The organism is Antarcticimicrobium sediminis, assembly GCF_004348975.1.
GTDB lineage: Bacteria > Pseudomonadota > Alphaproteobacteria > Rhodobacterales > Rhodobacteraceae > Antarcticimicrobium > Antarcticimicrobium sediminis.
In genome coordinates, this window is the sequence record NZ_SMFP01000002.1 from 231,838 (window position 1) to 258,009 (window position 26,172).

General features: G+C 62.3%; 28 protein-coding genes. 27 read left to right on the plus strand and 1 reads right to left on the minus strand.

Translation table 11 applies throughout. The features are described from left to right. The first annotated feature begins 54 nt into the window (after nt 1-54). Entirely contained in the window at nt 55-1,218 is a 1,164-nt protein-coding gene (locus tag E1B25_RS04400) for an isovaleryl-CoA dehydrogenase (protein ID WP_132827457.1), read from the plus strand. A 94-nt stretch (nt 1,219-1,312) separates the two neighbouring features. Here the strand turns inward: E1B25_RS04400 and E1B25_RS04405 are convergent, their stop codons facing one another. After that, complete coding sequence (locus E1B25_RS04405) at nt 1,313-1,918, minus strand: OmpW/AlkL family protein (protein WP_132827458.1); 606 nt, start codon at nt 1,916-1,918, stop codon at nt 1,313-1,315. 146 nt (nt 1,919-2,064) lie between these two features. Between E1B25_RS04405 and E1B25_RS04410 the strand changes: the two genes are divergently transcribed. The 26 genes from E1B25_RS04410 to E1B25_RS04525 all read left to right on the plus strand — a co-directional run bounded on the left by E1B25_RS04410 (nt 2,065) and on the right by E1B25_RS04525 (nt 26,172). After that, nucleotides 2,065-3,603: an AMP-binding protein gene (locus tag E1B25_RS04410; RefSeq protein WP_132827459.1), complete on the plus strand. Its 1,539-nt coding sequence runs from the start codon at nt 2,065-2,067 to the stop codon at nt 3,601-3,603. After that, nucleotides 3,600-5,204, plus strand: a complete 1,605-nt coding sequence (locus tag E1B25_RS04415) for a carboxyl transferase domain-containing protein (RefSeq protein WP_132827460.1) — start codon at nt 3,600-3,602, stop codon at nt 5,202-5,204. The genes E1B25_RS04410 and E1B25_RS04415 overlap by 4 nt, the downstream gene beginning before the upstream one ends. A gap of 34 nt (nt 5,205-5,238) precedes the next feature. Continuing rightward, complete coding sequence (locus E1B25_RS04420) at nt 5,239-6,225, plus strand: NAD(P)H-dependent flavin oxidoreductase (protein WP_132827461.1); 987 nt, start codon at nt 5,239-5,241, stop codon at nt 6,223-6,225. 130 nt (nt 6,226-6,355) lie between these two features. Continuing rightward, the gene (locus tag E1B25_RS04425) at nt 6,356-8,293 is read left to right on the plus strand and encodes an acetyl-CoA carboxylase biotin carboxylase subunit (protein ID WP_132827462.1); all 1,938 of its coding nucleotides are present in this window, start codon (nt 6,356-6,358) and stop codon (nt 8,291-8,293) included. An 87-nt stretch (nt 8,294-8,380) separates the two neighbouring features. Next, a complete protein-coding gene (locus tag E1B25_RS04430; RefSeq protein WP_132827463.1) occupies nt 8,381-9,256 on the plus strand; it encodes a hydroxymethylglutaryl-CoA lyase in 876 nt (291 codons plus the stop codon). Between the two features lie 2 nt (nt 9,257-9,258). Then, a complete protein-coding gene (locus tag E1B25_RS04435; protein ID WP_132827464.1) occupies nt 9,259-10,053 on the plus strand; it encodes a crotonase/enoyl-CoA hydratase family protein in 795 nt (264 codons plus the stop codon). 390 nt (nt 10,054-10,443) lie between these two features. Next, complete coding sequence (locus E1B25_RS04440) at nt 10,444-10,809, plus strand: NADH-quinone oxidoreductase subunit A (RefSeq protein WP_132827465.1); 366 nt, start codon at nt 10,444-10,446, stop codon at nt 10,807-10,809. Then, nucleotides 10,800-11,333: a NuoB/complex I 20 kDa subunit family protein gene (locus E1B25_RS04445; RefSeq protein WP_206338501.1), complete on the plus strand. Its 534-nt coding sequence runs from the start codon at nt 10,800-10,802 to the stop codon at nt 11,331-11,333. Before E1B25_RS04440 ends, E1B25_RS04445 begins: the two co-directional genes overlap by 10 nt. Nucleotides 11,334-11,358: 25 nt before the next feature. After that, on the plus strand, nt 11,359-11,964 hold the full coding sequence (locus E1B25_RS04450) for an NADH-quinone oxidoreductase subunit C (RefSeq protein ID WP_132827466.1): 606 nt from the start codon (nt 11,359-11,361) through the stop codon (nt 11,962-11,964). Next, on the plus strand, nt 11,964-12,134 hold the full coding sequence (locus E1B25_RS22085; protein ID WP_165937549.1) for a hypothetical protein: 171 nt from the start codon (nt 11,964-11,966) through the stop codon (nt 12,132-12,134). Before E1B25_RS04450 ends, E1B25_RS22085 begins: the two co-directional genes overlap by 1 nt. Beyond that, nucleotides 12,134-13,354: an NADH-quinone oxidoreductase subunit D gene (locus E1B25_RS04455; RefSeq protein ID WP_132827467.1), complete on the plus strand. Its 1,221-nt coding sequence runs from the start codon at nt 12,134-12,136 to the stop codon at nt 13,352-13,354. The genes E1B25_RS22085 and E1B25_RS04455 overlap by 1 nt, the downstream gene beginning before the upstream one ends. A gap of 85 nt (nt 13,355-13,439) precedes the next feature. Beyond that, nucleotides 13,440-14,555: an NADH-quinone oxidoreductase subunit NuoE gene (gene nuoE / locus E1B25_RS04460; RefSeq protein WP_132827468.1), complete on the plus strand. Its 1,116-nt coding sequence runs from the start codon at nt 13,440-13,442 to the stop codon at nt 14,553-14,555. A 42-nt stretch (nt 14,556-14,597) separates the two neighbouring features. Continuing rightward, the gene (locus E1B25_RS04465; protein WP_132827469.1) at nt 14,598-14,822 is read left to right on the plus strand and encodes a DUF5337 domain-containing protein; all 225 of its coding nucleotides are present in this window, start codon (nt 14,598-14,600) and stop codon (nt 14,820-14,822) included. Nucleotides 14,823-14,827: 5 nt separating this feature from the next. Next, the gene (gene nuoF, locus E1B25_RS04470) at nt 14,828-16,123 is read left to right on the plus strand and encodes an NADH-quinone oxidoreductase subunit NuoF (RefSeq protein ID WP_132827470.1); all 1,296 of its coding nucleotides are present in this window, start codon (nt 14,828-14,830) and stop codon (nt 16,121-16,123) included. A gap of 5 nt (nt 16,124-16,128) precedes the next feature. Continuing rightward, entirely contained in the window at nt 16,129-16,494 is a 366-nt protein-coding gene (locus E1B25_RS04475) for a hypothetical protein (RefSeq protein ID WP_245510611.1), read from the plus strand. Between the two features lie 98 nt (nt 16,495-16,592). After that, nucleotides 16,593-17,009 carry a DUF5333 domain-containing protein gene (locus tag E1B25_RS04480; RefSeq protein WP_132827471.1) on the plus strand — a complete coding sequence of 139 codons (417 nt, stop codon included), beginning with the start codon at nt 16,593-16,595 and terminating at the stop codon, nt 17,007-17,009. A gap of 3 nt (nt 17,010-17,012) precedes the next feature. Beyond that, the gene (nuoG, locus tag E1B25_RS04485) at nt 17,013-19,040 is read left to right on the plus strand and encodes an NADH-quinone oxidoreductase subunit NuoG (RefSeq protein ID WP_132827472.1); all 2,028 of its coding nucleotides are present in this window, start codon (nt 17,013-17,015) and stop codon (nt 19,038-19,040) included. Then, nucleotides 19,037-19,423, plus strand: coding sequence for a hypothetical protein (locus E1B25_RS04490; RefSeq protein WP_132827473.1), 387 nt, complete (start codon nt 19,037-19,039; stop codon nt 19,421-19,423). The genes nuoG and E1B25_RS04490 overlap by 4 nt, the downstream gene beginning before the upstream one ends. A gap of 6 nt (nt 19,424-19,429) precedes the next feature. Further along, on the plus strand, nt 19,430-20,470 hold the full coding sequence (gene nuoH / locus E1B25_RS04495) for an NADH-quinone oxidoreductase subunit NuoH (protein ID WP_132827474.1): 1,041 nt from the start codon (nt 19,430-19,432) through the stop codon (nt 20,468-20,470). Nucleotides 20,471-20,472: 2 nt separating this feature from the next. Continuing rightward, on the plus strand, nt 20,473-20,967 hold the full coding sequence (gene nuoI, locus E1B25_RS04500; RefSeq protein ID WP_132827475.1) for an NADH-quinone oxidoreductase subunit NuoI: 495 nt from the start codon (nt 20,473-20,475) through the stop codon (nt 20,965-20,967). After that, nucleotides 20,964-21,377, plus strand: coding sequence for a carboxymuconolactone decarboxylase family protein (locus tag E1B25_RS04505; RefSeq protein WP_132827476.1), 414 nt, complete (start codon nt 20,964-20,966; stop codon nt 21,375-21,377). Before nuoI ends, E1B25_RS04505 begins: the two co-directional genes overlap by 4 nt. Then, the gene (locus E1B25_RS04510) at nt 21,374-21,976 is read left to right on the plus strand and encodes an NADH-quinone oxidoreductase subunit J (RefSeq protein ID WP_132827477.1); all 603 of its coding nucleotides are present in this window, start codon (nt 21,374-21,376) and stop codon (nt 21,974-21,976) included. Before E1B25_RS04505 ends, E1B25_RS04510 begins: the two co-directional genes overlap by 4 nt. A 3-nt stretch (nt 21,977-21,979) precedes the next feature. Continuing rightward, on the plus strand, nt 21,980-22,120 hold the full coding sequence (locus E1B25_RS22090; RefSeq protein WP_165937550.1) for a hypothetical protein: 141 nt from the start codon (nt 21,980-21,982) through the stop codon (nt 22,118-22,120). An 87-nt stretch (nt 22,121-22,207) separates the two neighbouring features. Continuing rightward, entirely contained in the window at nt 22,208-22,513 is a 306-nt protein-coding gene (gene nuoK, locus E1B25_RS04515; protein ID WP_132827478.1) for an NADH-quinone oxidoreductase subunit NuoK, read from the plus strand. A gap of 6 nt (nt 22,514-22,519) precedes the next feature. Beyond that, nucleotides 22,520-24,631, plus strand: a complete 2,112-nt coding sequence (gene nuoL, locus E1B25_RS04520) for an NADH-quinone oxidoreductase subunit L (protein WP_132827479.1) — start codon at nt 22,520-22,522, stop codon at nt 24,629-24,631. Beyond that, the gene (locus E1B25_RS04525; protein ID WP_132827480.1) at nt 24,631-26,172 is read left to right on the plus strand and encodes an NADH-quinone oxidoreductase subunit M; all 1,542 of its coding nucleotides are present in this window, start codon (nt 24,631-24,633) and stop codon (nt 26,170-26,172) included. Before nuoL ends, E1B25_RS04525 begins: the two co-directional genes overlap by 1 nt.

Below are 26,172 nucleotides of genomic sequence, written 5' to 3' on the forward strand. Positions count from 1 at the left end.
CATGTCTTGCCCTTATTAAATGAACAGTCGTTCATTAAACCGCTGGAGGGGGCCATGTTCAACGCAACTATGCAATTCGATCTGGGCGAGGATGTGAACGCGCTACGCGATGCGGTGCATCGCTGGGCGCAGGAGCGGATCAAGCCGATGGCGGCCGAGATCGACCGCAGCAACAATTTTCCCGCCGATCTGTGGCGCGAGATGGGGGATATGGGCCTGTTGGGGGTCACCGTGTCCGAGGAGTATGGCGGGGCGGCGATGTCCTATCTTGCCCATACCATCGCGGTCGAGGAAATCGCCCGCGCCTCGGCCTCGGTCTCGCTGTCCTATGGGGCGCATTCCAACCTCTGCGTGAACCAGATCAAGCTGAATGCCAGCGAGGCGCAAAAGCAGAAATACCTGCCCGGGCTGATCTCGGGCGAACATGTGGGCGCTCTGGCGATGAGCGAACCCGGTGCCGGGTCTGACGTGGTGTCGATGAAGCTGCGGGCGGAAAAGCGCAACGGGTACTATGTGCTCAACGGCAACAAGTACTGGATCACCAACGGTCCCGATGCCGACACGCTGGTGGTTTATGCCAAGACCGATCCCGAGGCGGGCTCGCGCGGGATCACCGCCTTTATCGTCGAAAAGACGATGAAGGGATTCTCGACCTCACCGCATTTCGACAAGCTGGGTATGCGCGGCTCCAACACCGCCGAGCTGATCTTTGAGGACTGCGAGGTGCCGTTCGAAAATGTGCTGGGAGAAGAGGGGCGAGGCGTGCGCGTTCTGATGTCCGGGCTGGATTACGAGCGCGTGGTGCTGGCCGGGATCGGCACCGGTATCATGGCGGCCTGTCTGGATGAAATCATGCCCTATCTGGCCGAGCGCAAGCAGTTCGGTCAGCCGATCGGGAGTTTCCAGCTCATGCAGGGCAAGATCGCGGATATGTACACCGCGATGAATTCGGCCCGCGCCTATGTCTATGAGGTGGCCAAGGCCTGCGACAAGGGCACCGTCACCCGCCAGGACGCGGCGGCCTGCTGTCTTTATGCTTCGGAGGAGGCGATGAAACAGGCGCATCAGGCGGTGCAGGCGATGGGCGGGGCGGGCTTCTTGTCCGATGCTGCCGTAAGCCGCATCTTCCGCGATGCCAAACTGATGGAGATCGGCGCCGGCACCAGCGAGATCCGCCGCATGTTGATCGGGCGTGAGATGATGGCGGCAATGGCCTGATCGGCAGCCCCGAAATGCAATCGGTCCGCGCGACGAGGGAGACGCGCGGACCGATCGGCAACACCGGGCAGATTGCCCGGCGACGGTAAAGGGATCAGAACCGATGAACGTAGGAAATGCCCCAGACCAGCGGGTCGATCTCGGCCTCGCCGATATAGGCGCCGTTCAGCGTCACGTCGGAGTTGATGTCGACCCAGCGCACATCCATGCGCAGCGAACCGTTATCGCTGATTTCATAGTCGACGCCGGCGTGGGCCGCCACGCCCCAGGAATCATCCAGCGAAATCGTCCCGAGCGGAGAGGTTTCGTCGAAGAAGGTGGTGTAGTTCAAGCCAACACCAACAAACGGGGTAAAGGCCGATTGGGTCGGGATATGGTAGTTCACGCTCAGGGTCGGGGGCAGTTGCTTGACCGTCGCAGCATAGGCACCGCCGACGCTCACGTCATGTTCGAACGGGGTGGCAGCCAAGATCTCGATGCCCCAGTTGTCGCGGAAAAAATACTCACCGGTAATGGTGGGGCGTACGCTCTCGTTGATGGTGGCCGCAGCACCTGCCAGCGTGCCATTGTCGGATTTCGGATCGACATAGCCGAACCCGACACCCACGGTCCAATCCCCTTGGGATTGCGCCGCCAGAGGCCCGGCGAGCATCGCGGCAAGAGCCGTCGAAAAAAGCAGTGCAGCCGTTTGGCGTGTCATCGTTCTGTCCTCTCTTCTGATTGTGAGCGGACCATTGCAACTCACGTTGTTCCTGACGCTGATCTGGATCAAGTTTCGCGTGGTTTCAGCACCGGACATGCCGGTCAGGAAAGCCTTAAAGTCAATAACTATCAATGGATTAGGATATGAGTTTCGCTCAGGTCATACCCGGATTGACGCCTGCGGGGGGCTGGGATGTGCCCGCACGGTTGAACATGGCCGCGCAGGCGCTGGACGGCGACGCCGATGCGCTGGCGATCATCGATCTGACCGGACCGGCACGCCGCGACGTGACCCGGGGCGCTTTGGCCGCGATGGCGGACGGGCTGGCCCGCCGATTGTTGTCCGAGGGCGTGGTGCGCGGGGATCGGGTTGGCGTGTTGCTCAGCCAATCCCCGGCGTGTGCGGCGGCGCATCTGGCGATCTGGAAAATCGGCGCGATTTCCGTGCCCTTGTTCAAGCTGTTCAAACAGGATGCGCTGCGCAGCCGGGTGGGGGATGCGGGTGCAAATCTGGTCCTGACCGATCCCGAGGGCGCGGCGCTGCTGGGCGATCTGGCCCGGCCCCTGATGGTGGACACAGCGGCAATCGACGGCGAACCGCTGCCCTTTGCCGAGACCGGCCCAGAGGATCCGGCGGTGCTCATCTATACCTCGGGCACCACTGGTAGCCCCAAGGGCGCGCTGCACGGGCACCGGCTGTTGACCGGCCATCTGCCCGGGGTCAGTTTGAGCCATGATCATCTGGGCCAGCCCGGCGATTGTCTTTGGACACCCGCCGACTGGGCCTGGATCGGGGGGCTGTTCGATGTGCTGATGCCGGGGCTGGCGCTGAGGGTGCCGGTGGTGGCCGCGCGGATGGAGAAATTCACCCCCGAGGGCGCCGCGAACATCATCGCGCAAGCCTCTGTCCGAAACGTGTTTTTCCCGCCCACGGCCCTGCGTATGTTGAAGGCGGCCGAGCAATCGGTGCCCGGCCTGCGCTCGGTCGCTTCGGGCGGCGAGCCACTGGGCGCCGAGATGCTGGCCTGGGGGCGCCGCGCCTTTGGGCTTGAGATCAACGAATTCTATGGCCAGACCGAATGCAATATGATCGCGACGAGTTGCGGTGCCGATTTTCCGGCCCGTCCGGGGTGCATCGGCAAGCCGGTGCCGGGGCATGAGATCGCCGTGCTGGACGCGGATGGCCAACCAACGCTGGACGAGGGCGACGTCGCGGTGCGCCGTGGCTCGGCCTCGATGCTGCTGGACTACTGGAACAACCCGCAGGCCACCGCCGAGAAATTCCACGGCGCGTGGCTGATTACCGGTGATCGTGGCATCTGGGAGGGCGACTACCTGCGCTTCATGGGGCGCGAGGATGATGTCATCACCTCGGCTGGCTACCGCATTGGCCCGGCCGAGATCGAGGATTGCCTGATGACGCATCCAGACGTTGCCACCGTGGGGGTGGTCGGCAAGCCGGACCCGTTGCGTACTGAGATCGTCAAAGCCTATGTGGTGCTGAAACCGGATGCTAAAGTGATCGGGAAAGAGCTTCAGAGCTACGTTAAGGATCGACTTGCAAGTTATTCCTATCCAAGGGAAATCACCTTTCTTGACGCGCTGCCGATGACGGTGACGGGCAAGGTGATCCGCAAGGAATTGAAGCGTCGCGCAGCGGCGGAACAGGAGGCGGAACAATGAAACTCACGTCCAAGATCATCCCCTCGTCCGAGGAGTTTCAGGCCAACCGCGACGCCCATCTTGAGGCGTTGGAGCGGGTGCGCGAGGCCGCGCTCACGGCGGCGGAAGGCGGCGGCGAGAAATCCCGCGCGCGCCATCTCTCGCGCGGCAAGATGCTGCCACGTGAGCGGGTCGCCAACCTGCTCGACCCCGGTTCGCCCTTTCTGGAAATCGGCGCCACTGCGGCGCATGACATGTATGGAAATGCCGCCCCCTGTGCCGGGGTGATTGCCGGGATTGGCCGGGTGCATGGGCAAGATGTCATGGTCGTGTGCAATGACGCCACCGTAAAGGGCGGCACTTATTTCCCGATGACGGTCAAAAAGCACCTGCGCGCGCAGGAAATCGCCGCCGAATGCGCGCTGCCTTGCGTCTATCTGGTGGACTCGGGGGGTGCCAACCTGCCGCAACAGGACGAGGTGTTTCCGGATCGCGACCATTTCGGGCGCATCTTCTACAATCAGGCCAATATGTCGGCCCGTGGCATCCCGCAGATCGCCGTGGTGATGGGGTCTTGCACCGCGGGTGGCGCCTATGTGCCGGCGATGTCGGACGTCACCATCATCGTCAAGGAACAGGGCACGATCTTTCTGGCCGGTCCGCCGCTGGTCAAGGCCGCCACCGGCGAGGTGGTCAGCGCCGAGGATCTGGGCGGCGGTGATGTGCATACGCGCCTGTCCGGCGTCGCCGATTACCTGGCCGAGGATGACGCCCACGCGCTGGCGCTGGCGCGGCGCGCGATCAGCCACCTGAACCGCGCCAAACCGGCGACGGTACAATGGCAATCCCCCGAAGCGCCCGCCTATGATCCGGACGAGATACTTGGCGCCGTGCCGGCCGATTTGCGCACCCCCTATGACATCCGCGAGGTAATCGCGCGGGTGGTTGACGGGTCGCGCTTTGACGAGTTCAAGCCGCGTTTTGGCGAAACCATCGTGACCGGGTTTGCCCATGTCATGGGCTGCCCGGTGGGGATAGTGGGCAACAACGGGGTTCTGCTCTCGGAGGCGGCGCAAAAGGTGGCGCATTTCGTCGAACTGTGCAGTCAGCGCCATATCCCATTGGTTTTCCTGCAAAACATCACCGGCTTCATGGTCGGGCGCAAATACGAAAACGAGGGTATCGCGCGGCACGGGGCCAAGATGGTCACCGCCGTCGCCACCACCAATGTGCCCAAGATCACCATGCTGGTCGGTGGCAGTTTTGGGGCGGGCAATTATGGCATGTCCGGTCGTGCCTATCAGCCCCGCTTTCTTTGGAGCTGGCCCAATTCCCGCATCTCGGTGATGGGCGGCGAACAGGCGGCGGGCGTGCTGGCCACGGTCAAGCGCGACGGCATCGAACGTGCGGGGGGCAGTTGGTCCGCCGAGGAGGAAGCCGAGTTCAAACGCCCCACGCTGGAGATGTTCGAGCGCCAGTCGCATCCGCTTTATGCCTCGGCCCGGCTTTGGGACGACGGCGTGGTCGATCCGCGCAAGACCCGCGACGTGCTGGCGCTCAGCCTCACCGCCGCGCTCAACGCGCCGATCGAGGACACCCGCTTCGGCGTGTTCCGGATGTGATGTGGACAGGCCGTCTGCGGCAGGGAGAAATGCCATGATTGAAACCCGACTGACCCGACGCTTTGGCATTGACGCCCCGGTGCTCTGCGCGCCGATGGCGCTGGCCACCGGTGGGCGGCTGGCAGCGGCGGTGACGCGCGCCGGGGGGCTGGGCCTGATCGGCGGCGGCTATTGTGATGCGGGTTGGATCGCGCGGGAATTCGATGCGGCGGGAAACACCTCTGTCGGTTGCGGCTTCATCACTTGGAAATTGCGAGAGAAATTGCAGGAAACGCCGGGGCTGCTCGACCAAGTTCTGGCGCGCAAGCCTGCCGCCGTTTTTCTCTCCTTTGGCGATCCGACCCCCTTTGCCGCCGCGATCCGCGCCGCCGGCGTGCCGCTGATCTGTCAGGTGCAGACCTTGGCGGATGCAAAACTGGCTGCCGGGGCAGGGGCCGATGTGATCGTGGCGCAGGGCACCGAGGCCGGTGGTCATGGCGAGAAACGCGCAACCCTGACCTTGGTGCCAGAGGTGGCGGACTGGCTGGCCGTGCATGCCCCCGACACCTTGCTGCTGGCGGCGGGTGGGATTGGCGACGGGCGCGGACTGGCCGCCGCGTTGATGCTGGGCGCCGATGGGGTGCTTGTGGGTTCGCGGTTCTGGGCCAGCGCGGAATCCCTTGCCGCGCCGGGCATGACCGACGCCGCCATCGCCGCCAGCGGCGACGACACGATCCGCAGCAGCGTGATGGACGCGGCGCGCGGGCTGAGCTGGCCGGGCCGCTTTACCGCCCGCGTCCTGAAAAACCCGGTGACCGAGCGCTGGCATGACGACCCGCAGGGGCTTGTCGCCCATGCCGGTGAGATTGCCGCAGACTGGAAGGCCGGCTGGGACGCTGGCGATCCGAGCCGCGCCAATACCTTCGTGGGAGAGGCTGCGGGCCTGATCCATGATCGCCCCCCGGCGGGCGAGATCCTGACCGCGATGATGTCCGAGGCCGAGGCACTGCTCGGCGGCGGCTGGCGGGGCGCGGTGACATGAGCTTGCCCGCCGCGTCTGCATTTCCGACCCGTCTTTTTCTGGCGGATAAATACTCCTCGAAGGGGCGCCGTTGGCGCGACACAGGAAACGGCAACGCCCCCGCTGCGCATCCTATGAAAGGACCTGACGCATGTTCAACAAGATCCTGATTGCCAACCGTGGCGAGATTGCCTGCCGGGTGATCGAAAGCGCGCGCTCCATGGGGGTGCGGACGGTGGCGGTGTATTCCGACGCCGATGCCGGGGCCAAACACGTACAAATGGCCGATGACTCCGTACATATCGGTGGTTCGGCCCCGTCCGACAGCTATCTGCGCGGCGATGTGATCATCGAGGCCGCGCGCGCGAGTGGCGCGCAGGCGATCCATCCCGGCTATGGCTTCCTGTCCGAGAACCCCGATTTCGTCGATGCGGTCGAGGCCGCCGGTCTGACCTTTATCGGCCCCTCGGCGCAGGCGATCCGTGCCATGGGGCTCAAGGATGCGGCCAAGAAACTGATGGAAGAGGCCGGCGTGCCGGTGGTGCCCGGCTATCATGGTGACAATCAGGACCCGGAGCATCTGGCGGGGGCCGCCGACACCATCGGTTATCCGGTGTTGATCAAGGCGGTTGCAGGCGGCGGCGGCAAGGGGATGCGCAAGGTCGCGCGCCCGGAGGAATTCGCCGCAGCGCTCGACAGCGCTCGGTCCGAGGCGCGCACGGCGTTTGGAAACGACGCGGTGCTGATCGAGAAACTGGTGGAAACCCCGCGCCATATCGAGGTGCAGGTGTTCGGTGACGGCGAGGACGCTGTCCATCTGTTCGAGCGTGATTGCTCGCTTCAGCGCCGCCACCAGAAGGTGATCGAAGAGGCCCCGGCGCCCGGCATGACGGCGCAGATGCGCGCCGCGATGGGCGAGGCGGCGGTGCGCGCGGCCAAAGCGATTGGCTACAAGGGCGCGGGCACGATTGAATTCATCGTCGACGCCTCCGATGGGCTGCGCCCGGACCGGTTCTGGTTCATGGAGATGAACACGCGGCTTCAGGTCGAGCATCCGGTGAGCGAGGCGATCACCGGCATCGATCTGGTGCAATGGCAACTTCGCGTTGCCGCGGGCGAACCGCTGCCGCTGACGCAGGATGAGATCACGTTGACCGGCCACGCTTTTGAGGCGCGGCTGTATGCCGAGGATGTGCCCAAGGGCTTTCTGCCCGCCACCGGCAAGCTGACGCATCTGGAGTTCCCGGCGCAGGCCCGGATCGACAGCGGCGTGCGGGCTGGCGACGTGATCAGCCCGTTTTATGACCCGATGATTGCCAAGGTGATCACCCATGGTCCGACGCGTGCGATCGCGCTGGCACGCCTGACCCGCGCGCTGGAAGACTGCGAAGTCGCGGGATCGGTCACCAATCTGGCGTTTTTGGGGGCTTTGACCCGGCACGTGGGCTTCGCGGCGGGGAATGTCGATACCGGGCTGATCGAGCGGGATCTGGAGGATCTGATCCGCGCCGAGGCCCCGACGCCGCAGCTTTTGGCGCAGGCCGGGCTTGCCGCCGCCGGGCTGATGGAGGGCGGCGCGCTGAGTGGGTTCACCCTGTGGTCGCCGCTGGCGCGCAGCGTGACGCTTCGGCTGGGGGAGGAGGAGCTGACCTGCGTGATCCACATGCAGGCCCCGGACCGCGCGATGATCGAGGTTGACGGCGAACAGGTCGTGGCGCTGCGCGGGGCGGAGGGCTGGCGGTTCGATGTCGCCCTCGCCGTACCCATGGCGCAGAGCGGCGCAGAGATCACGCTGTTTGATGGCCCCGGTCATGTGTTTAGCGTGATCGATCCGCTGGATCGCGAGGCCGAGGGTGCGGCCGCTGGCAATCTAATTCAGGCGCCGATGCCGGGGCTGGTCAAGGCGGTCTTTGTCGCCGCCGGCGATCAGGTGGAGGCGGGCCGCAAGCTGGCTGTTCTTGAGGCGATGAAGATGGAACATACCCTGATTGCCGCCCGCGACGGTGTGGTGGCCGAGGTTCTGGCCGTGGCCGGCGCGCAGGTCGAGGCGGGGGCGCCGTTGGTGCGGCTGGAAGAGGAAGAAGAGTGAGCGGGCGCGGGATCGTCGCGTTCCGGTCCGTATTTGAACTAAGAAGATGAGTATTTGGAACAAGAAGAAAAGGGACGGGAGCACGAGATGGGCGAACGGGTCGAAATCTTTGAAGTGGGTCCGCGCGATGGGCTGCAGAACGAAAAGCGGCCGATTCCCGTCTCGGAAAAGGTGGCGCTGGTCGATTGTTTGAGCCGTGCGGGGTTTTCCCGCATTGAATGCGCCAGTTTCGTTAGCCCCAAATGGGTGCCGCAGATGGCTGGCAGCGCCGAGGTCTTGGCTGGCATCACCCGGGTGCCCGGCCTACGCTATGCCGCGCTGACGCCGAATATGCGCGGATTTCAGGACGCGGTGGCGGCCGGGGCGGATGAGGTCGCGGTGTTTGCCGCCGCCTCGGAGGGATTCTCCAAGGCCAATATCAACGCGAGTATTGCCGAGAGCATCGCACGATTCGCGCCGATCATGGAGGCCGCACGCGACATCGAGATGCCGGTGCGCGGCTATATCTCATGTGTGAGCGACTGCCCCTATGACGGGCCGACCCCGCCGGACAAGGTGGCAGAGGTGGCCGATATGCTTTTCACCATGGGCTGTTATGAAATCTCATTGGGCGACACCATCGGGCAGGGCACCCCGGAGCGCATCGCCGCGATGCTGCGCGCGGTGCTGGATCATGTGCCGGCGGACAGGCTGGCGGGGCACTATCATGACACCGCCGGGCGCGCGCTGGCCAATATCGACGCCTCGCTTGAGCTGGGCCTGCGGGTGTTCGACGCCGCGGTCGGCGGGCTGGGCGGCTGCCCCTATGCGCCGGGGGCGGCGGGCAATGTGGCGACAGAGGCGGTTCAGGAGCATCTGGAGCGGCTAGGATACGAGACCGGGCTGGATGCGGCGGTGATCGCCGAGGCGGCCGATATGGCGCGGGCGATGCGTGTGGGCACGGGCGCGGGTAAGGAGATTTGAACATGTATAGCTATGAGACCCTCATCGTTGAGAGCGATGCGCGCGGCGTTGCCACGCTGACGCTGGACCGGAGTGAGAAGCACAACGCGATGTCGGCCAAGATGATCGCGGAACTGACGCAGGCGGCCAAGGCGCTGGGGGCCGACGATTCGGTGCGCGCGGTGATTCTGACCGGGGCTGGCAAAAGCTTTTGCGCTGGTGGCGATCTGGGGTGGATGCAGGACCAGATGGCGGCCGACCCCGAGACCCGCTTTATCGAGGCGCGCAAGCTGGCACTGGCGTTGCAGGCGCTCAACACCTTGCCGAAGCCTTTGATCGGGGCGCTGCAGGGCAATGCGTTTGGCGGCGGGGTCGGGCTGGCCTCGGTCTGTGATGTGACCTTGGGGGCGGATCATCTGAAAATGGGTCTGACCGAGACTCGGCTGGGGCTGATTCCGGCCACCATTGGGCCCTATGTCATTGCCCGCATGGGCGAGGCGCGGGCGCGTCGGGTGTTCATGTCGGCCCGCCTGTTCGATGCTGCCGAAGCGGTGGAACTGGGTCTTTTGGCGCGCACCGTGCCTGTGGAGGAGCTGATGGCGGCGGCACAGGCCGAGGTCTTGCCCTATCTGTCTTGCGCGCCCGGTGCGGTGGCGGCGGCGAAGCGACTGACCCGCGATCTGGGACCGCGCATCGACGAGGCGGTGATCGATCACACCATCCGCGCGCTGGTGGACCGCTGGGAAGGCGAAGAGGCCAAGGAAGGCATCGCCGCCTTTTTCGGCAAGCGCAAACCCGGTTGGGTGCAGGGCGGCTGACCAGCGCGCCGCTGGCGATTCGAGAGCGACGGGAGAGGGGCGGGGGCCTCACCCCGCCTTGATCCCGTGGTCGGACCGACATCTGGTCACAGAGATGAACACAGGGACGGCCACAGACTCATCCAACCCAGACTCATCCAACACAACCTCGTCGAACGCAGACTCAGGTAGGGCGACGCGGCGCGTGACGCTGCGTCGCGGCATTTCTGGGTGAAATCCTCGGAAAGCTGAACATATCAAGCAGAGCAAGCCCATTGAAATAGCCACAAACAACCGTGTTTGAATGGCCCGGCCTCGGTTGACGCTTCGGATCGGCGGGAGTAGAGAAGCGGCAGGTCAACATGCCAATTGACGGTGCGCCCTAGACTGCGCACGGGAAAGGAGCCTTTCGTGGAAGATCTGTTGCGGGAATACCTCCCGATTCTGGTGTTTCTGGCTATCGCCATCGGGCTTGGGCTGGTTCTGATCCTTGCTGCGGTTGTTTTCGCGGTCCGCAACCCGGACCCGGAAAAGGTGAGCGCCTATGAATGCGGCTTTAACGCCTTCGATGATGCGCGGATGAAATTCGATGTGCGGTTCTACCTCGTGTCGATCCTGTTCATCATCTTCGATCTTGAAATCGCCATGCTGTTTCCTTGGGCCGTCGGATTCAAGAACCTCAGCGATGCCAGCTTCTGGTCGATGATGGTTTTCCTCGCCGTGCTGACTGCTGGCTTTGCCTATGAATGGAAGAAGGGGGCGCTGGAATGGGAGTGATGACAGGGGTCAACACCGCCGGGGCTGACAAAGAGGTCGCCACCCAAGCGCTGAACCGCGAGCTGCAGGACAAGGGCTTTTTGCTGACTTCCGCCGAGGATGTCATCAACTGGGCCCGTACCGGCAGCCTGCACTGGATGACATTCGGTCTGGCCTGCTGCGCGGTCGAGATGATGCATACCTCGATGCCGCGCTATGATGCCGAACGCTTTGGCATCGCGCCGCGCGCCTCGCCGCGCCAGTCCGACCTGATGATCGTGGCCGGCACGCTGACCAACAAGATGGCCCCGGCGCTGCGCAAGGTTTACGACCAGATGCCCGAGCCGCGCTATGTGATCTCGATGGGGTCCTGCGCCAATGGCGGTGGCTATTATCACTATTCCTATTCGGTGGTGCGTGGCTGTGACCGCATTGTGCCGGTGGACATTTATGTGCCCGGCTGCCCGCCGACCGCCGAGGCGTTGCTGTACGGTTTGATGCAGTTGCAACGCAAGATCCGCCGCACCGGCACGATCGTACGCTGACCCGCGCGAGGATTGGAGAGACACGATGAGCGAAGCACTGAAAGAGTTGGGCGCGCATATCGAAGCCAGACGCCCCGACTGTGTCCTTGGGTGGGATGTCAGCCATGGCGAGCTGAACGTCGATGTGGCCCCGGCCAACATCTTGGGCTTTGTCGAGTTTCTGAAGGCCGACCAAAGCTGCAAATTCTCGAGCCTGGTCGATATCACAGCGGTTGATTACCCGGACCGGCCGAAACGGTTCGATATGGTCTATCACCTGCTGTCGATGTACCAGAATCAGCGGATCCGCCTGCGCGTTTCGATCCGCGAAGAGGATGTCGTGCCTTCGATCATCGGCATCCATCCTTCGGCCAACTGGTTCGAACGCGAGGTGTTCGACATGTTCGGCATCCTGTTCTCGGGTCACCCGGACCTGCGGCGCATCCTGACCGACTATGGCTTTCGCGGCTATCCGCTGCGCAAGGATTTCCCGACCACCGGCTATACCGAGGTGCGCTATGACGAGGTTGAAAAACGCGTCGTCTATGAACCCGTGAGCCTGGTTCAGGAATATCGTCAGTTCGATTTTATGAGCCCGTGGGAAGGTGCCGAATATATCCTGCCGGGGGACGAAAAGCAGGAGGCCAAGTGATGGGGTTCCTGTTCTGGGCGATCTTTGCGATCACCGCGATCCCGATGCTGAAGCTGCTGCCGCATTTCGGCATTCATAAATACTGGGCGCTGGCCTGTGTCATCCCGATTGCCGTGCCGATCCTCGCCTGGATCATGGCGGTGAAACTGCAAGAGCTGGAGAAACTCTGATGGACGGCTCCAATGGCTTCGACGACGCCCTGACCGGCGAACAGAAGATCCGCAATTTCAACATCAACTTCGGGCCCCAGCACCCTGCGGCCCACGGTGTGCTGCGTCTGGTGCTTGAGCTGGACGGCGAGATCGTCGAGCGCTGCGATCCCCATATCGGGTTGCTGCATCGCGGCACCGAGAAGTTGATGGAAAGCCGCACCTATCTGCAGAACCTGCCCTATTTCGACCGGCTCGACTATGTGGCGCCGATGAATCAGGAACATGTCTGGTGCCTGGCGATCGAACGGCTGACCGGGGTCGAGGTGCCGCGGCGTGCCTCGCTGATCCGGGTGCTGTATTCCGAGATCGGCCGTGTTCTGAACCACCTGCTGAACGTGACCACCCAAGCGATGGACGTGGGGGCGCTGACGCCGCCGGTCTGGGGCTTTGAGGAACGCGAAAAGCTGATGATCTTCTACGAGCGGGCCTGTGGCGCGCGGCTGCACTCGGCCTATTTCCGGCCCGGCGGCGTGCATCAGGATCTGCCGCCTGACCTGTTGGACGATATCGAGAAATGGGCCATTGCCTTTCCGCCCTTCCTTGACGATGTCGACGGGTTGCTGACCGAAAACCGCATTTTCAAACAGCGCAACGTCGACATTGGCGTTGTCACCGAAAAGATGGTTCAGGACTATGGGTTCTCTGGCGTCATGGCGCGCTCGGTCGGGCTGGCTTGGGATCTGCGGCGTGCGCAGCCCTATGAATGCTATGACGAATTCGACTTCCTGATCCCGGTGGGCAAGAACGGCGACTGCTACGACCGCTATCTGATGCGGATGGAAGAGATGCGCCAGTCCACCCGGATCATCCTGCAGGCGATCGAAAAGCTGCGGATGCCGGAAAATCAGGGTGACGTGCTGGCCCGGGGCAAGATCACCCCGCCCAAGCGCAGCGACATGAAGACCTCGATGGAAAGCCTGATCCACCACTTCAAGCTTTACACCGAAGGGTTCCACGTCCCCGCGGGCGAGGTTTATGCTGCGGTCGAGGCGCCCAAGGGCGAATTCGGCGTCTATCTGGTGGCGGATGGGACCAACAAACCCTATCGCGCCAAGCTGCGGGCGCCGGGCTATTTGCACCTGCAGGCCATGGACCATATCGCCAAAGGGCACCAGCTGGCCGACATCGCCGCGATCATCGGCTCGCTTGATATCGTGTTCGGCGAGGTGGACCGGTGATGATCCGCATGCACTCGCTTCTTCTTTGCAAAAATACTCCCGCCGGAGGCTCCTTCCGGCGCGGCCCTCTCAAGGGGAAAGAATAATGCTTCGCCGTCCGTATCACGACCAGCCTGACAGCTTTGAGTTCACCCCGGCCAACACGGCCTGGGCCGAGGCGCAGATCACCAAATATCCCGAGGGCCGTCAGGCCAGCGCGATCATTCCGCTGTTGTGGCGTGCGCAAGAGCAGGAGGGGTGGTTGACCCGTCCGGCGATTGAATATGTCGCGGACATGCTGGGCATGGCGCATATGCGCGCGCTCGAGGTTGCCTCGTTCTATTTCATGTTCCAACTGCAGCCGGTCGGCAGTGTTGCCAATATCCAGATCTGCGGCACCACCACCTGCATGATCTGCGGCGCGGGCGAGTTGATCGCGGTTTGCCGCGAAAAGATCGCGCCCAAGCCGCATATGCTCAGCGAAGACGGCAAGTTTTCCTGGGAAGAGGTGGAATGTCTGGGTGCCTGCGCGAATGCGCCGATGGCCCAGATCGGCAAGGATTACTATGAGGATCTGACCGGCGAGCGTTTTGCCGAGATTCTGGATGAGCTGGCTGCGGGCAAGGTTCCGGTGCCGGGGCCGCAGAACGGACGCTATTCCTCCGAGCCGGTCACCGGCCTGGTGGCGCTGACCGAATTCGAAAGCGGCCGCACCCAATACAATGCCAGCGTCGACCGCGCGGTTGAACTGGGCGATACCATCAAGCGGATCGACGGCACCGAGGTGCCGATCCTGACGCCGTGGCTGGGCAAGGCCGGCAAGGCGCCCTCTGAGACGCCTGCCGCCAAAGCGACCGCCAAGGTCGAGGCACCGGCAGCCAAGCCGGCAAAGACCCCTGTCGCGAAAGCCGCGCCCGCCGCTGAAACGGTGGAAGAGGCTGCGCCAGAGGTTCTGACCGCCGCGCGCGAAGGTGGGGCGGATGATCTCAAGATGTTGAAAGGTGTCGGCCCCAAGCTGGAGCAGACCCTGAACGAACTGGGCTTCTATCATTTCGATCAGATCGCGGCATGGGGCCCGGCCGAGGTCGCTTGGGTCGACAACCGGCTGACCTTCAAGGGGCGGATCGAACGCGACGGCTGGATCGAGCAGGCCAAGCAGCTTGCCGCCGGGGAAGAAACCGAATTCGCCCAACGGGCGAAAAAAGACAAACTGTACGACTGAAGGCCGCCGCGCCATGCGCGGGGGCGAATGTGACGGAACACGATGAACGACGAGCGTGACAAGGCTATGGCCCGAAAGGGGCGGATCACCGCAGCGGTGATTGCCGGGGCGGGCCTGCTCACGGTATTTGCGCCATGGATCGTGCAAAGCCTCGGCTTGGCGATCCGCTACGAGATGCTGATCTATCTCGGTGCGATTGCGGCTTTTGTCTGGGCGTTCGTCAACATCTATCAACTCTGGCGCATGCGCCAGGACAGCCAAGGGTAGCTCTCATGCTCAAAGACCAGGACCGGATCTTTACCAACCTCTACGGGATGCATGACCGCTCGCTGAAAGGCGCGATGGCCCGTGGCCATTGGGACGGCACCGCCGGGATACTCGCCAACGGGCGCGACTGGATCATCCAGCAGATGAAGGATTCCGGGTTGCGCGGACGCGGCGGCGCCGGGTTCCCGACCGGGCTGAAATGGTCGTTCATGCCCAAGGAAAGCGACGGTCGTCCGTCCTATCTGGTGATCAACGCCGACGAATCCGAACCCGCGACCTGCAAGGACCGCGAGATCATGCGCCACGATCCGCACCCGCTGATCGAGGGGGCGCTGATCGCCAGCTTCGCCATGGGCGCGCATGCGGCCTATATCTATATTCGTGGTGAATATATCCGCGAGCGCGAGGCGCTTCAGGCGGCTATCGACGAAGCCTATGACGCCGGGTTGCTGGGCAAGAATGCCTGCAAATCGGGGTGGGACTTTGACCTTTATCTGCACCACGGGGCCGGCGCCTATATCTGTGGCGAGGAAACCGCGCTGCTGGAAAGCCTTGAGGGCAAGAAGGGCATGCCGCGGATGAAACCGCCGTTCCCGGCCGGGGCTGGCCTGTATGGCTGCCCGACCACGGTGAACAACGTGGAATCGATCGCCGTTGCGCCGACCATCCTGCGGCGCGGGCCGGAATGGTTCAGCTCGTTCGGGCGGCCCAACAACCACGGCACCAAGCTGATGGCGCTGACCGGGCATGTGAACAGCCCCTGCGTGTTCGAAGAACAGATGTCGATGCCGGTGCGCGAGATCATCGAGCGGCACGGCGGCGGCATTCGCGGCGGCTGGGATAACCTCAAGGCGATCATCCCCGGTGGGGCGTCTTGTCCGGTGCTGCCCAAGGCGGCGCTGGAAGACGCGATCATGGATTTCGACTGGATGCGCGAGAACAAAAGCTCGTTCGGCACCGGCTGCATGATCGTGATGGACCAGAACACCGATGTGGTGAAAGCGGTCTGGCGGCTGTCGAAATTCTTCAAACATGAAAGCTGCGGTCAGTGTACGCCGTGCCGCGAGGGTACCGGCTGGATGAGCCGGGTGATGGATCGTCTGGTGACCGGCGACGCCGAGGTCGAAGAGATCGACATGCTGCTTTCGGTGACCAAACAGGTCGAGGGCCACACCATCTGCGCCCTTGGTGATGCGGCGGCGTGGCCGATTCAGGGTCTGATCCGGCATTTCCGCGAAGAGATCGAGGATCGCATCAAGGCCAAGAAGACCGGGCGCATGGGCGCCATGGCGGCCGAGTGATCGTGATGCACAGAGCAATCACATATCCCAAACTGGCCAGGGGCGCGGCAGTCGCGGCGCTTTGCCTGCTGGTGGTGGGCGGGTGTACCGACAAGGATAAGCAGATCCGTTTCGACGGCCAGCATTTCCGTACCAAGGCCAAGGCGGTGGATCGCAAGGTCTCGGTTGCCGAATTCACGGTCGAGATCAAGAATGCCTCGCGATCGCTCAAAGGCGCGCGGGCAGCGGGCGGCTATGCCGGCACACGCTATTGCGTGACGCAGTACGGGTCCTCGCGCATCGACTGGGCCATTGGCCCGGAGACGGCACCCGAAATGCTGGTGCTCGACCGGGATACGCTCACCTTTCGCGGGACTTGCTTGAAACCATGATCATGCAGGCGGCATATCCAAGCCTGACCGGGGGGCCGTTATTGCATAACGTCGCCAGTTCGGTCTGTGCTGAACGCTCCACAAAGGAGGGTTTTGCGATGCCGTCGTTTCTATCTGCAGTCCTGTTGGCTGCGAGCTTTATGCTGGGCCTGCCAGCCGGGGCCGCTGAGGCCAGATCGCCGTTGCGGGATGTGCCCGAGATTGCCGATGGGATCTTTACCATCGTGGTCGCCAATGAGATCCGGCGCAAATGCGACGATATCGACGGGCGTCTGTTCCGCGGTATCAAGCAGATCCACCGGCTCAAGGCCCGGGCCAATGCCTTGGGCTATTCTGACGGCGAGATTCGAACGCTGCTCGACTCCAAGGTTGAAAAGGCCCGGATGATCGAACGCGGCAAGAGCTATATGGCCGGTGTTGGGCTGGACTACGACAAACCGGGCGATCTGTGCCGGCTCGGCCGGATGGAAATCAAGAACAACAGCGCAATCGGCGCGCTATTGAGGGCGAAATAGACCATGTCTGACCTTCGTAAAGTCAACATCGACGGAACCGAGATCGAAGTGGATGGGGCGATGACCCTGATCCAGGCCTGCGAGATTGTGGGCGTCGAGATTCCACGGTTCTGCTATCATGAACGGCTGTCGATTGCCGGCAACTGCCGGATGTGTCTGGTCGAGGTCGTTGGCGGCCCGCCGAAACCGACCGCCTCTTGCGCCATGCAGGTGCGCGATCTGCGCCCGGGGCCGGAAGGCCAGGCGCCGGTGGTCAAAACCAATTCGCCCATGGTCAAGAAGGCCCGCGAGGGCGTGATGGAATTCCTGCTGATCAACCACCCGCTGGATTGCCCGATCTGCGATCAGGGTGGCGAATGTGATCTTCAGGATCAGGCGATGGCCTATGGCGTCGATTTCTCGCGGTTCCGCGAAGCCAAGCGCGCCTTGGATGACGTGAACCTTGGGCCGTTGGTCGAAACCAATATGACGCGCTGCATTTCTTGCACCCGCTGTGTGCGCTTCACCACCGAGGTGGCGGGCATCACCCAGATGGGCCAGACCGGGCGCGGCGAAGATGCCGAGATCACCTCGTATCTGGGCGAGACGCTGGACAGCAACATGCAGGGCAATATCATCGACCTGTGCCCGGTTGGCGCGCTGACCTCCAAGCCCTATGCCTTTACCGCCCGCCCTTGGGAGCTGACCAAAACCGAAAGCATCGACGTGATGGATGCGCTTGGCAGCAACATCCGGGTGGACACCAAAGGGCGCGAAGTGATGCGCATCCTGCCGCGCAACCATGATGGCGTGAACGAAGAATGGATTTCCGACAAGACCCGGTTCATCTGGGACGGGCTGCGTCGGCAACGGCTGGATACGCCTTACCTGCGTGAAAACGGCAAGCTGCGCCCGGCCACCTGGCCCGAGGCGCTGGACAAGGCCGCCACCGCAATCAAGAGCGCGAGCAAACTGGCCGCGCTGGTTGGCGATCTTGCCCCGGTCGAGGCGGTCTTTGCGATCAAGCAACTGGTTGATGGGCGCGGCGGCAGCATCGAGGCGCGCACCGATGGCGCGGTTCTGCCTGCTGGCAATCGCTCGGCCTATGTCGGCACCGCCGCGATCGAGGATATCGACAGCGCGAAAGAAATCTATCTGATCGGCACCAATCCCCGCGACGAGGCGCCGGTGTTGAACGCCCGCATCCGCAAGGTCTGGAGCCAGGGCGCCAACGTCCATGTTCTGGGACCGAAGGACATGGACCTGACCTATGACTACGAATGGGTCGGTCCGGGCCGGGCGCCGCTGAACACGCTGGTCGAAAAGGCCAAGCCGACCGAGGGGGCGCTGGTCATCGTCGGGCAGGGTGCCTTGACCGAGGGCGACGGTATTGCCGTTCTGGGGCAGGCGATGGCGCTGACCGAAAAGCTGGGCGGCAAGATGCTGGTGTTGCACACCGCTGCTGGCCGCGTCGGCGCGATGGATCTGGGCGCAGTGACCGAAGGCGGTCTGTCTGCTGCGCTGGACGGGGCTGATGTGGTCTATAACCTTGGCGCTGACGAGATCGACATCGGTCGCGATGAAACCGGCGGTCCTTTCGTGATCTATCAGGGCAGCCATGGGGATCGCGGCGCACATCGTGCTGACGTGATCCTGCCGGGGGCGACCTATACCGAGGAATCGGGCCTGTTCGTCAATACCGAGGGGCGCCCACAACTTGCGGCGCGTGCGGGGTTCGCGCCCGGCGAGGCCAAGGAAAACTGGGCGATCTTGCGGGCGCTGTCGGGCGAGTTGGGGACACCGCTGCCCTATGACTCGCTGGCGCAGTTGCGTCAGGCGCTGGTCGCCGAAGTGCCGCATCTGGCCCGTATCGACGAGGTGATCGAAAACCCGTGGCAACCGCTTGAGACGGCGGCGCTGAAACAGGGCAAGTTCACCCCGGCGATCCGCGATTTCTATCTGACCAACCCGATTGCCCGGGCCTCGGCCGTGATGGCCGAGCTCAGCGCCAATGCGGCGGCGCGCAAATCCGGGAAACTGGCGGCGGAATGATCCGCGCCGCGCTCATATCGCCCCTTTTGGTGGCCGCCTGCCAGATGCAGCCGGCCGCAGAGGTGACGCGCTTTTCCCCTGATTATCAGGGGGTTGAGACCCGTCTTCTGGACGGGGATCTGGTGCAGTTCGCGGTGGCGATGACAGGGGCGCGGGAACAAGGGGATGTAGATGCTTATGCTGAATGTGCGGCGGCGCAATATGCGCTGATCCGTGGATACGGTTTCGCGCGACATCTGCGAACAAATGTATACGAAGAGGGTGGCGTGTGGCGGGCAGATGCTGTTTACACCATCTCGCCATCTCTGCCCCGTGGACTGCGCAAACTCGACGCTGAAGTCGTGGTTGCGCATTGCGCGGAAAACGGAATACCCACGGTGTGAGGACCTATGGCTGATTTCTTTTCCAACACCTACTTGGGCATCGCCTTGGTCCTGATCGGACAGGTGCTGCTGGTCGTTGTACCACTTTTGGTGGCGCTGGCCTTTCTGATGTATGCCGACCGCAAGGTTTGGGCCGCCGTGCAGATGCGCCGCGGACCGAACGTGGTCGGTGTCTTTGGCGTGCTGCAAAGCTTTGCCGACTTCCTGAAATACATGGTCAAGGAAGTGGTCTTTCCCGCTGGGGCGGACCGGGCGGTGTTCCTGCTGGCACCCATGATCTCCTTGGTGATGTCGCTTATTGCCTGGGCGGTGATCCCGTTCAACGACGGCTGGGTGGTTTCGAACATTAACGTCGCCATTCTGTACATTTTCGCCATCTCTTCGCTTGAGGTCTATGGCGTGATCATGGGCGGATGGGCGTCGAACTCGAAATACCCGTTCCTCGGCTCGCTGCGCTCTGCCGCGCAGATGATCTCTTACGAGGTATCGATCGGCCTGATCATCATCGGGGTGATCATCTCGACCGGGTCGATGAACCTGACCGACATCGTGCATGCGCAAGACGGTGCGTATGGGCTGTTCAGCTGGTACTGGCTGCCGCATCTGCCGATGCTGTTCCTGTTCTTCATCTCGGCGCTGGCCGAAACCAACCGTCCGCCGTTTGACCTTCCGGAAGCGGAATCGGAACTGGTGGCCGGCTATCAGGTGGAATACAGTTCGACCCCCTTCCTGCTGTTCATGATCGGTGAACTGACGGCGGTGGTGTTGATGTGTGCACTGGTGACGCTGATGTTCTTTGGCGGTTGGCTGTCGCCGATCCCGGGGCTGCCTGACGGCATCCTGTGGATGGTGCTGAAGATGCTGTTCGTCTTTTTCATGTTCGCCATGGTGAAGGCCATCACGCCGCGCTATCGCTATGACCAACTGATGCGGCTGGGGTGGAAAGTGTTCCTGCCGTTCAGCCTGGTCTGGGTGGTGTTCGTGTCTTTCGCAGCGAAATTCGACTGGTTCTGGGGCAGCTTTGCCCGCTGGAGCACAGGGGGCTGACAATGACCAAGATCGATTATACCCGTGCCGCCAAATACTTCCTGCTTGCTGATTTCTTTCAGGGCATGAAGCTGGGGATGAAATACTTCTTCGCCCCCAAGGTGACGCTGAACTACCCGCATGAAAAGGGGCCCTTGTCGCCCCGCTTCCGCGGCGAACATGCGCTGCGCCGCTATCCCAACGGCGAAGAACGCTGCATTGCCTGCAAGCTGTGCGAGGCGGTTTGCCCGGCGCAGGCCATCACCATTGATGCCGAACCGCGCGAGGACGGCTCGCGCCGTACCACGCGGTATGACATCGACATGACCAAATGCATCTATTGCGGTTTTTGCCAAGAGGCCTGCCCGGTCGATGCCATTGTCGAGGGGCCGAACTTCGAGTTTGCCACCGAGACCCGCGAAGAGCTGTTCTATGACAAGGACAAGCTGTTGGCGAACGGTGCGATGTGGGAAGCCGAGATTGCCCGCAATCTGGAACTGGACGCGCCGTACCGATGACCGACACGCCCAAAAATCCGTTCGAGGCCATGATGCAGCAGGCCCGCGACATGGCTCGCTCCTTTAATCCGGCGCTGGAAAGTTTCAGCCCGAAAGGGTTCGAGGCGTTGTGGCCGACCATGCCCAAGGACGTGATGGAGCTGATGTTCGGCAACGCGGTCAACAAGGGCGGGCTTGATGCCAAGACGCGGCTGCTGCTGACCTTGGCGGGGCTGACGATGCAAGGGGCGCAGGCCGAAGCGGCACTGCGTCAGACGGTGCGTCACGCCCTTGCGGCCGGCGCAAAGAATCAAGAGATCGTGGAAACGATCGGCCAGATGTCGGTGTTTGCCGGCATTCCGGCCATGACCCGAGCGCTGGAGCTGGCGCGCGAGGTTATGGGCGTCGAGAACGAGGATGACGAAGCATGAGCGTGTTTGCCTTTTATCTGTTTGCGGTCTGCGCCATTGCGGGCGGGCTGTTTACCGTGATCAGCCGCCAGCCGGTGCACTCTGTGCTGTGGCTGATCCTTGCCTTCATCTCTTCGGCGGGGCTGTTCGTTCTGCTGGGGGCCGAGTTCGTCGCCATGTTGCTGGTGATCGTCTATGTCGGCGCGGTGGCGGTGCTGTTCCTGTTTGTGGTGATGATGCTGGATGTCGACTTTGCCGAGCTCAAAGCCGAGATGGCCAAATATATGCCGTTGGCGCTGTTGGTCGGGGTGATCATCCTGATGCAGTTCGTGATGGCCTTTGGCGCTTGGGAGTCGAACGCGGCGGCCGAGGGGCTGCGCGCCCAGCCGACGCCGACGGATTTGCACAACACCGAAGCGCTCGGCGCGATCCTGTATGATCAATATTTCATTCTGTTCCAGCTTTCCGGTCTGATCCTTTTGACCGCGATGATCGGGGCGATTGTCCTGACGCTGCGGCATCGGCCAGACATCAAGCGGCAGGATATCCTGGCGCAGATCTACCGCGATCCGGCAGATGCGATGGAGCTGAAAGACGTGAAGCCGGGGCAGGGGCTCTAGGTGATGGAGCTGCTCGGCCTCGCGCACCTTCTGTTCAGCAAGGTGGGGATATTCGGGGTCGCGCTGCTTTGGGGCGGCAAGGCAACGGTGAGCTGGCTACTGTATCGCTGGTGGAAACTGAGACGGGCCGCGGCGCTGCGGTGACGATGTAGAGGGTCGGGCATTGCCCGGCGGCTCCGGGCAACCGGGGCGATAAGACAAGAACGAATGGGCCAGGCCCAGAGGGACGACATGATCGGACTTGAACATTATTTGACAGTCGCGGCGACGCTGTTCGTCATCGGGATCTTCGGGCTGTTTCTGAACCGCAAGAACGTGATCATCTTGTTGATGAGTATCGAGCTGATGCTGCTTGCGGTGAATATCAACATGGTGGCGTTCTCCAGCTTTCTGGGGGACATGGTGGGGCAGGTCTTTACGCTGTTCATATTGACCGTGGCCGCCGCCGAGGCCGCCATCGGCCTTGCGATCCTGGTTTGCTTCTTCCGTAACCGCGGCACCATCGCGGTCGAAGACGTCAACGTGATGAAAGGCTAAGAGATCATGGAAACTATCATCCTCTTTGCCCCGCTCGTCGCGGCGATCCTTGCCGGCTTTGGCTGGAAGATCATGGGCGAAACCGCAGCGATGTGGCTGACCACCGGCGCGTTGTTCCTGTCCTGCATTCTCAGCTGGATCGTGTTCCTCAGCTTTGACGGGGTCACCCATCAGATCGAGATCATGAAATACATCGAAAGCGGGTCGCTTTCGTCGTCGTGGTCGATCCGGCTGGACCGGCTGACCGCGATCATGCTGGTCGTGGTGACCACGGTCTCGGCCTTTGTGCACCTCTACAGCTTTGGCTATATGGCGAATGACCCGGCCTTCAAGGAAGGCGAAAGCTACAAACCGCGGTTCTTTGCCTATCTGTCGTTCTTCACCTTCACCATGCTGATGTTGGTGACCGCTGATAACCTCGTGCAGATGTTCTTTGGCTGGGAAGGCGTGGGGCTGGCCTCCTATCTTTTGATCGGGTTCTACTATCGTAAACCCAGCGCAAGTGCTGCGGCGATGAAGGCCTTTGTGGTCAACCGGGTTGGCGACTTTGGTTTCATCTTGGGGATGCTGGCGCTGTTCTTCACCGTCGACAGCATCGCTTTTGATGATGTGTTTGCCTATGCGCCGACGCTGGCGGAAACCAAGCTGAGCTTCCTGTGGCAGGAATGGACCGCCTCTGAGGTGATCGCGCTGCTGCTGTTTGTCGGAGCGATGGGGAAATCGGCACAGCTGATCCTGCACACTTGGCTGCCGGACGCGATGGAAGGCCCGACACCTGTGTCGGCGCTGATCCACGCCGCGACGATGGTGACGGCCGGTGTGTTCCTGGTCTGCCGGATGTCGCCGGTGATGGAATTCGCACCGCATGCGACCACCTTCATCACCGTGCTGGGCGCAACCACCGCGTTCTTTGCCGCGACCGTGGGTCTGGTGCAGACCGATATCAAACGGGTGATCGCCTATTCGACCTGTTCGCAGCTCGGCTATATGTTCGTGGCCGCCGGCGTGGGCATGTATTCGGCGGCGATGTTCCACCTGCTGACGCACGCCTTCTTCAAAGCGCTGTTGTTCCTTGGCGCCGGCTCGGTCATCCATGCGATGCACCACGAGCAGGACATGATGAACTATGGCGGGCTGCGCAAGAAAATCCCCTTTACCTATTGGTCGATGATGATCGGCACGCTGGCGATCACCGGGGTGGGCATTCCGCTGACCCAGATCGGGTTTGCCGGATTCCTGTCCAAGGATGCCATCATCGAAAGCGCCTATGCTGGCGGCACCTCTTACGGCTTCTGGCTGTTGGTGATCGCGGCGGCCTTTACCAGCTTTTATTCCTGGCGGCTGATTTTCCTCACCTTCTTTGGCGAGGCGCGCGGCGACAAGCATACGCATGAACATGCGCATGAAAGCCCGCTGGTCATGCTGATCCCGCTCGGGGTGCTGAGCGTCGGTGCCGTGTTTGCCGGGATGTTGTGGTACGGAAACTTCTTTGGCCACGCCGATCAGGTCGGCAAGTTCTTCGGCATTCCGGTTGCTGCCGCCGAGGCGCATGAAGAGGCCACCACCGAGACGGCCGACCACGGCGAGACCGCGACGCATGGCGAAGCGGCCGGAACAGAGATGGCCGCCGCGGGGGTGCATCACTACAGGTTCACCGGGGATCCCGGGCAGGGGGCGCTTTATATGGGCCCAGAGAACACGATCCTGGACGACGCCCATGCGGCCCCCAACTGGGTCAAGGTTTCGCCCTTCATCGCGATGGTTCTGGGGCTGCTGGTTGCAATCTGGTTCTATATCGTGAACCCCTCGCTGCCCGGTCGTCTGGCCGAGAACCAGCGCCCGTTGTACCTGTTCCTCAAGAACAAATGGTATTTTGACGAGATCTATGACGCCTTGCTGATCAAACCGATCGTCGCGCTGGGACGGTTGCTGTGGAAACGCGGTGACGGCAGCATCATCGACGGGTTGATCAACGGGGTCGCCCTTGGAGTCATCCCCTTCTTCACGCGGCTTGCTGGCCGGGCGCAGTCGGGCTTCATCTTTACTTATGCCTTCTGGATGGTGCTGGGGATTGCCGCCCTTGTCACCTGGATGACGATCGGCGGAGGAGCACACTGATGGACAACCTTCTTTCGATTGTCACTTTCATCCCGGCGCTGGCCGCGCTGATCCTTGCCGTATTTCTGCGGGGCGACGATGAAGCTGCGCAACGCAACGCCAAATGGGTTGCGATGTTCGCCACCGCGGTCACCTTCTTGGTGTCGATTGCGATTTATACCGGGTTCGATCCGTCCAACCCCGGCTTCCAGATGGTGGAAGAGGGCGAATGGCTGCTCGGCCTGAAATACAAGATGGGCGTGGATGGCATCAGCGTGCTGTTCGTGATGCTGACCACCTTCATCATGCCGCTGAGCATCATGGCGAGCTGGCAGATCAAAAGCCGCGTCAAGGAATACATGATCGCCTTCCTGCTGCTGGAAACGCTGATGCTTGGCGTGTTCATGGCGCTGGATCTGGTGCTGTTCTACCTGTTCTTCGAAGGCGGGCTGATACCGATGTTCCTGATCATCGGTATCTGGGGCGGCAAGAACCGCATCTATGCCAGCTTCAAATTCTTCCTCTTCACCTTCCTTGGCTCGGTGCTGATGCTGGTGGCGATGGTGGCCATGTATGCGGATGCGGGCACCACCGACATCGAGCTGCTGCTGAGCCATGAGTTCGCCTCGCAAAGCTTCTCGGTTCTGGGCATTCAGGTCGTGGGCGGCATGCAGACGCTTCTGTTCCTGGCCTTCTTCGCCAGCTTCGCGGTCAAGATGCCGATGTGGCCGGTGCACACCTGGTTGCCGGACGCGCACGTTCAGGCGCCGACCGCAGGGTCGGTCGTGCTGGCCGCGATCATGCTCAAGATGGGCGGCTATGGCTTCCTGCGCTTTTCGTTGCCGATGTTCCCGGTGGGCTCGGACGTGATGGCGTCGCTGGTCCTGTGGATGAGCGCGATCGCAATTGTCTATACCTCGCTGGTGGCGCTGGTGCAGGACGATATGAAAAAGCTGATCGCCTATTCCTCGGTGGCACACATGGGGTTTGTTACCATGGGTATCTTTGCCGCCAACCAGCAAGGGATCGACGGTGCGATCTTCCAGATGCTGAGCCATGGGTTCGTCTCGGCCGCGCTGTTCCTTTGTGTTGGCGTCGTCTATGACCGGATGCACACCCGCGAGATCGACGCCTATGGCGGTCTGGTCAACCGGATGCCCGCCTATGCGCTGGTCTTCATGTTCTTCACCATGGGCAACGTGGGCCTTCCGGGCACCTCGGGGTTCGTTGGGGAATTCCTGACCATGATGGGGGCGTTTCAGGTCAACACTTGGGTGACTGCGGTTGCGGCCACCGGCGTGATCCTGTCGGCCAGCTATGCGCTGTGGCTTTATCGCCGGGTGATGTTCGGCGACCTGATCAAGGAAAGCCTGAAGACCATCAAGGACATGAGCGCGCGTGAAAAGTGGATCTTTGCCCCGCTGGTGGCGATGACCCTGCTGCTGGGGGTTTACCCGGCGCTGGTCACCGACATCATCGGACAGTCGACCACCGCGCTGGTTGCTAAATTTGACACTGCGCTGGCCGCGGCCGAGGCCGTCAACCAGCACGCCTCGAACTAA

Bases quoted from the DNA above. Each gene is read 5' to 3' on its own strand.
- E1B25_RS04400 (WP_132827457.1), top strand. From the start codon at position 55: ATGTTCAACGCAACTATGCAATTCGATCTGGGCGAGGATGTGAACGCG.
- E1B25_RS04405 (WP_132827458.1), bottom strand. From the start codon at position 1,918: ATGACACGCCAAACGGCTGCACTGCTTTTTTCGACGGCTCTTGCCGCG.
- E1B25_RS04410 (WP_132827459.1), top strand. From the start codon at position 2,065: ATGAGTTTCGCTCAGGTCATACCCGGATTGACGCCTGCGGGGGGCTGG.
- E1B25_RS04415 (WP_132827460.1), top strand. From the start codon at position 3,600: ATGAAACTCACGTCCAAGATCATCCCCTCGTCCGAGGAGTTTCAGGCC.
- E1B25_RS04420 (WP_132827461.1), top strand. From the start codon at position 5,239: ATGATTGAAACCCGACTGACCCGACGCTTTGGCATTGACGCCCCGGTG.
- E1B25_RS04425 (WP_132827462.1), top strand. From the start codon at position 6,356: ATGTTCAACAAGATCCTGATTGCCAACCGTGGCGAGATTGCCTGCCGG.
- E1B25_RS04430 (WP_132827463.1), top strand. From the start codon at position 8,381: ATGGGCGAACGGGTCGAAATCTTTGAAGTGGGTCCGCGCGATGGGCTG.
- E1B25_RS04435 (WP_132827464.1), top strand. From the start codon at position 9,259: ATGTATAGCTATGAGACCCTCATCGTTGAGAGCGATGCGCGCGGCGTT.
- E1B25_RS04445 (WP_206338501.1), top strand. From the start codon at position 10,800: ATGGGAGTGATGACAGGGGTCAACACCGCCGGGGCTGACAAAGAGGTC.
- E1B25_RS04450 (WP_132827466.1), top strand. From the start codon at position 11,359: ATGAGCGAAGCACTGAAAGAGTTGGGCGCGCATATCGAAGCCAGACGC.
- E1B25_RS22085 (WP_165937549.1), top strand. From the start codon at position 11,964: ATGGGGTTCCTGTTCTGGGCGATCTTTGCGATCACCGCGATCCCGATG.
- E1B25_RS04455 (WP_132827467.1), top strand. From the start codon at position 12,134: ATGGACGGCTCCAATGGCTTCGACGACGCCCTGACCGGCGAACAGAAG.
- nuoE (WP_132827468.1), top strand. From the start codon at position 13,440: ATGCTTCGCCGTCCGTATCACGACCAGCCTGACAGCTTTGAGTTCACC.
- E1B25_RS04465 (WP_132827469.1), top strand. From the start codon at position 14,598: ATGAACGACGAGCGTGACAAGGCTATGGCCCGAAAGGGGCGGATCACC.
- nuoF (WP_132827470.1), top strand. From the start codon at position 14,828: ATGCTCAAAGACCAGGACCGGATCTTTACCAACCTCTACGGGATGCAT.
- E1B25_RS04475 (WP_245510611.1), top strand. From the start codon at position 16,129: ATGCACAGAGCAATCACATATCCCAAACTGGCCAGGGGCGCGGCAGTC.
- E1B25_RS04480 (WP_132827471.1), top strand. From the start codon at position 16,593: ATGCCGTCGTTTCTATCTGCAGTCCTGTTGGCTGCGAGCTTTATGCTG.
- nuoG (WP_132827472.1), top strand. From the start codon at position 17,013: ATGTCTGACCTTCGTAAAGTCAACATCGACGGAACCGAGATCGAAGTG.
- E1B25_RS04490 (WP_132827473.1), top strand. From the start codon at position 19,037: ATGATCCGCGCCGCGCTCATATCGCCCCTTTTGGTGGCCGCCTGCCAG.
- nuoH (WP_132827474.1), top strand. From the start codon at position 19,430: ATGGCTGATTTCTTTTCCAACACCTACTTGGGCATCGCCTTGGTCCTG.
- nuoI (WP_132827475.1), top strand. From the start codon at position 20,473: ATGACCAAGATCGATTATACCCGTGCCGCCAAATACTTCCTGCTTGCT.
- E1B25_RS04505 (WP_132827476.1), top strand. From the start codon at position 20,964: ATGACCGACACGCCCAAAAATCCGTTCGAGGCCATGATGCAGCAGGCC.
- E1B25_RS04510 (WP_132827477.1), top strand. From the start codon at position 21,374: ATGAGCGTGTTTGCCTTTTATCTGTTTGCGGTCTGCGCCATTGCGGGC.
- E1B25_RS22090 (WP_165937550.1), top strand. From the start codon at position 21,980: ATGGAGCTGCTCGGCCTCGCGCACCTTCTGTTCAGCAAGGTGGGGATA.
- nuoK (WP_132827478.1), top strand. From the start codon at position 22,208: ATGATCGGACTTGAACATTATTTGACAGTCGCGGCGACGCTGTTCGTC.
- nuoL (WP_132827479.1), top strand. From the start codon at position 22,520: ATGGAAACTATCATCCTCTTTGCCCCGCTCGTCGCGGCGATCCTTGCC.
- E1B25_RS04525 (WP_132827480.1), top strand. From the start codon at position 24,631: ATGGACAACCTTCTTTCGATTGTCACTTTCATCCCGGCGCTGGCCGCG.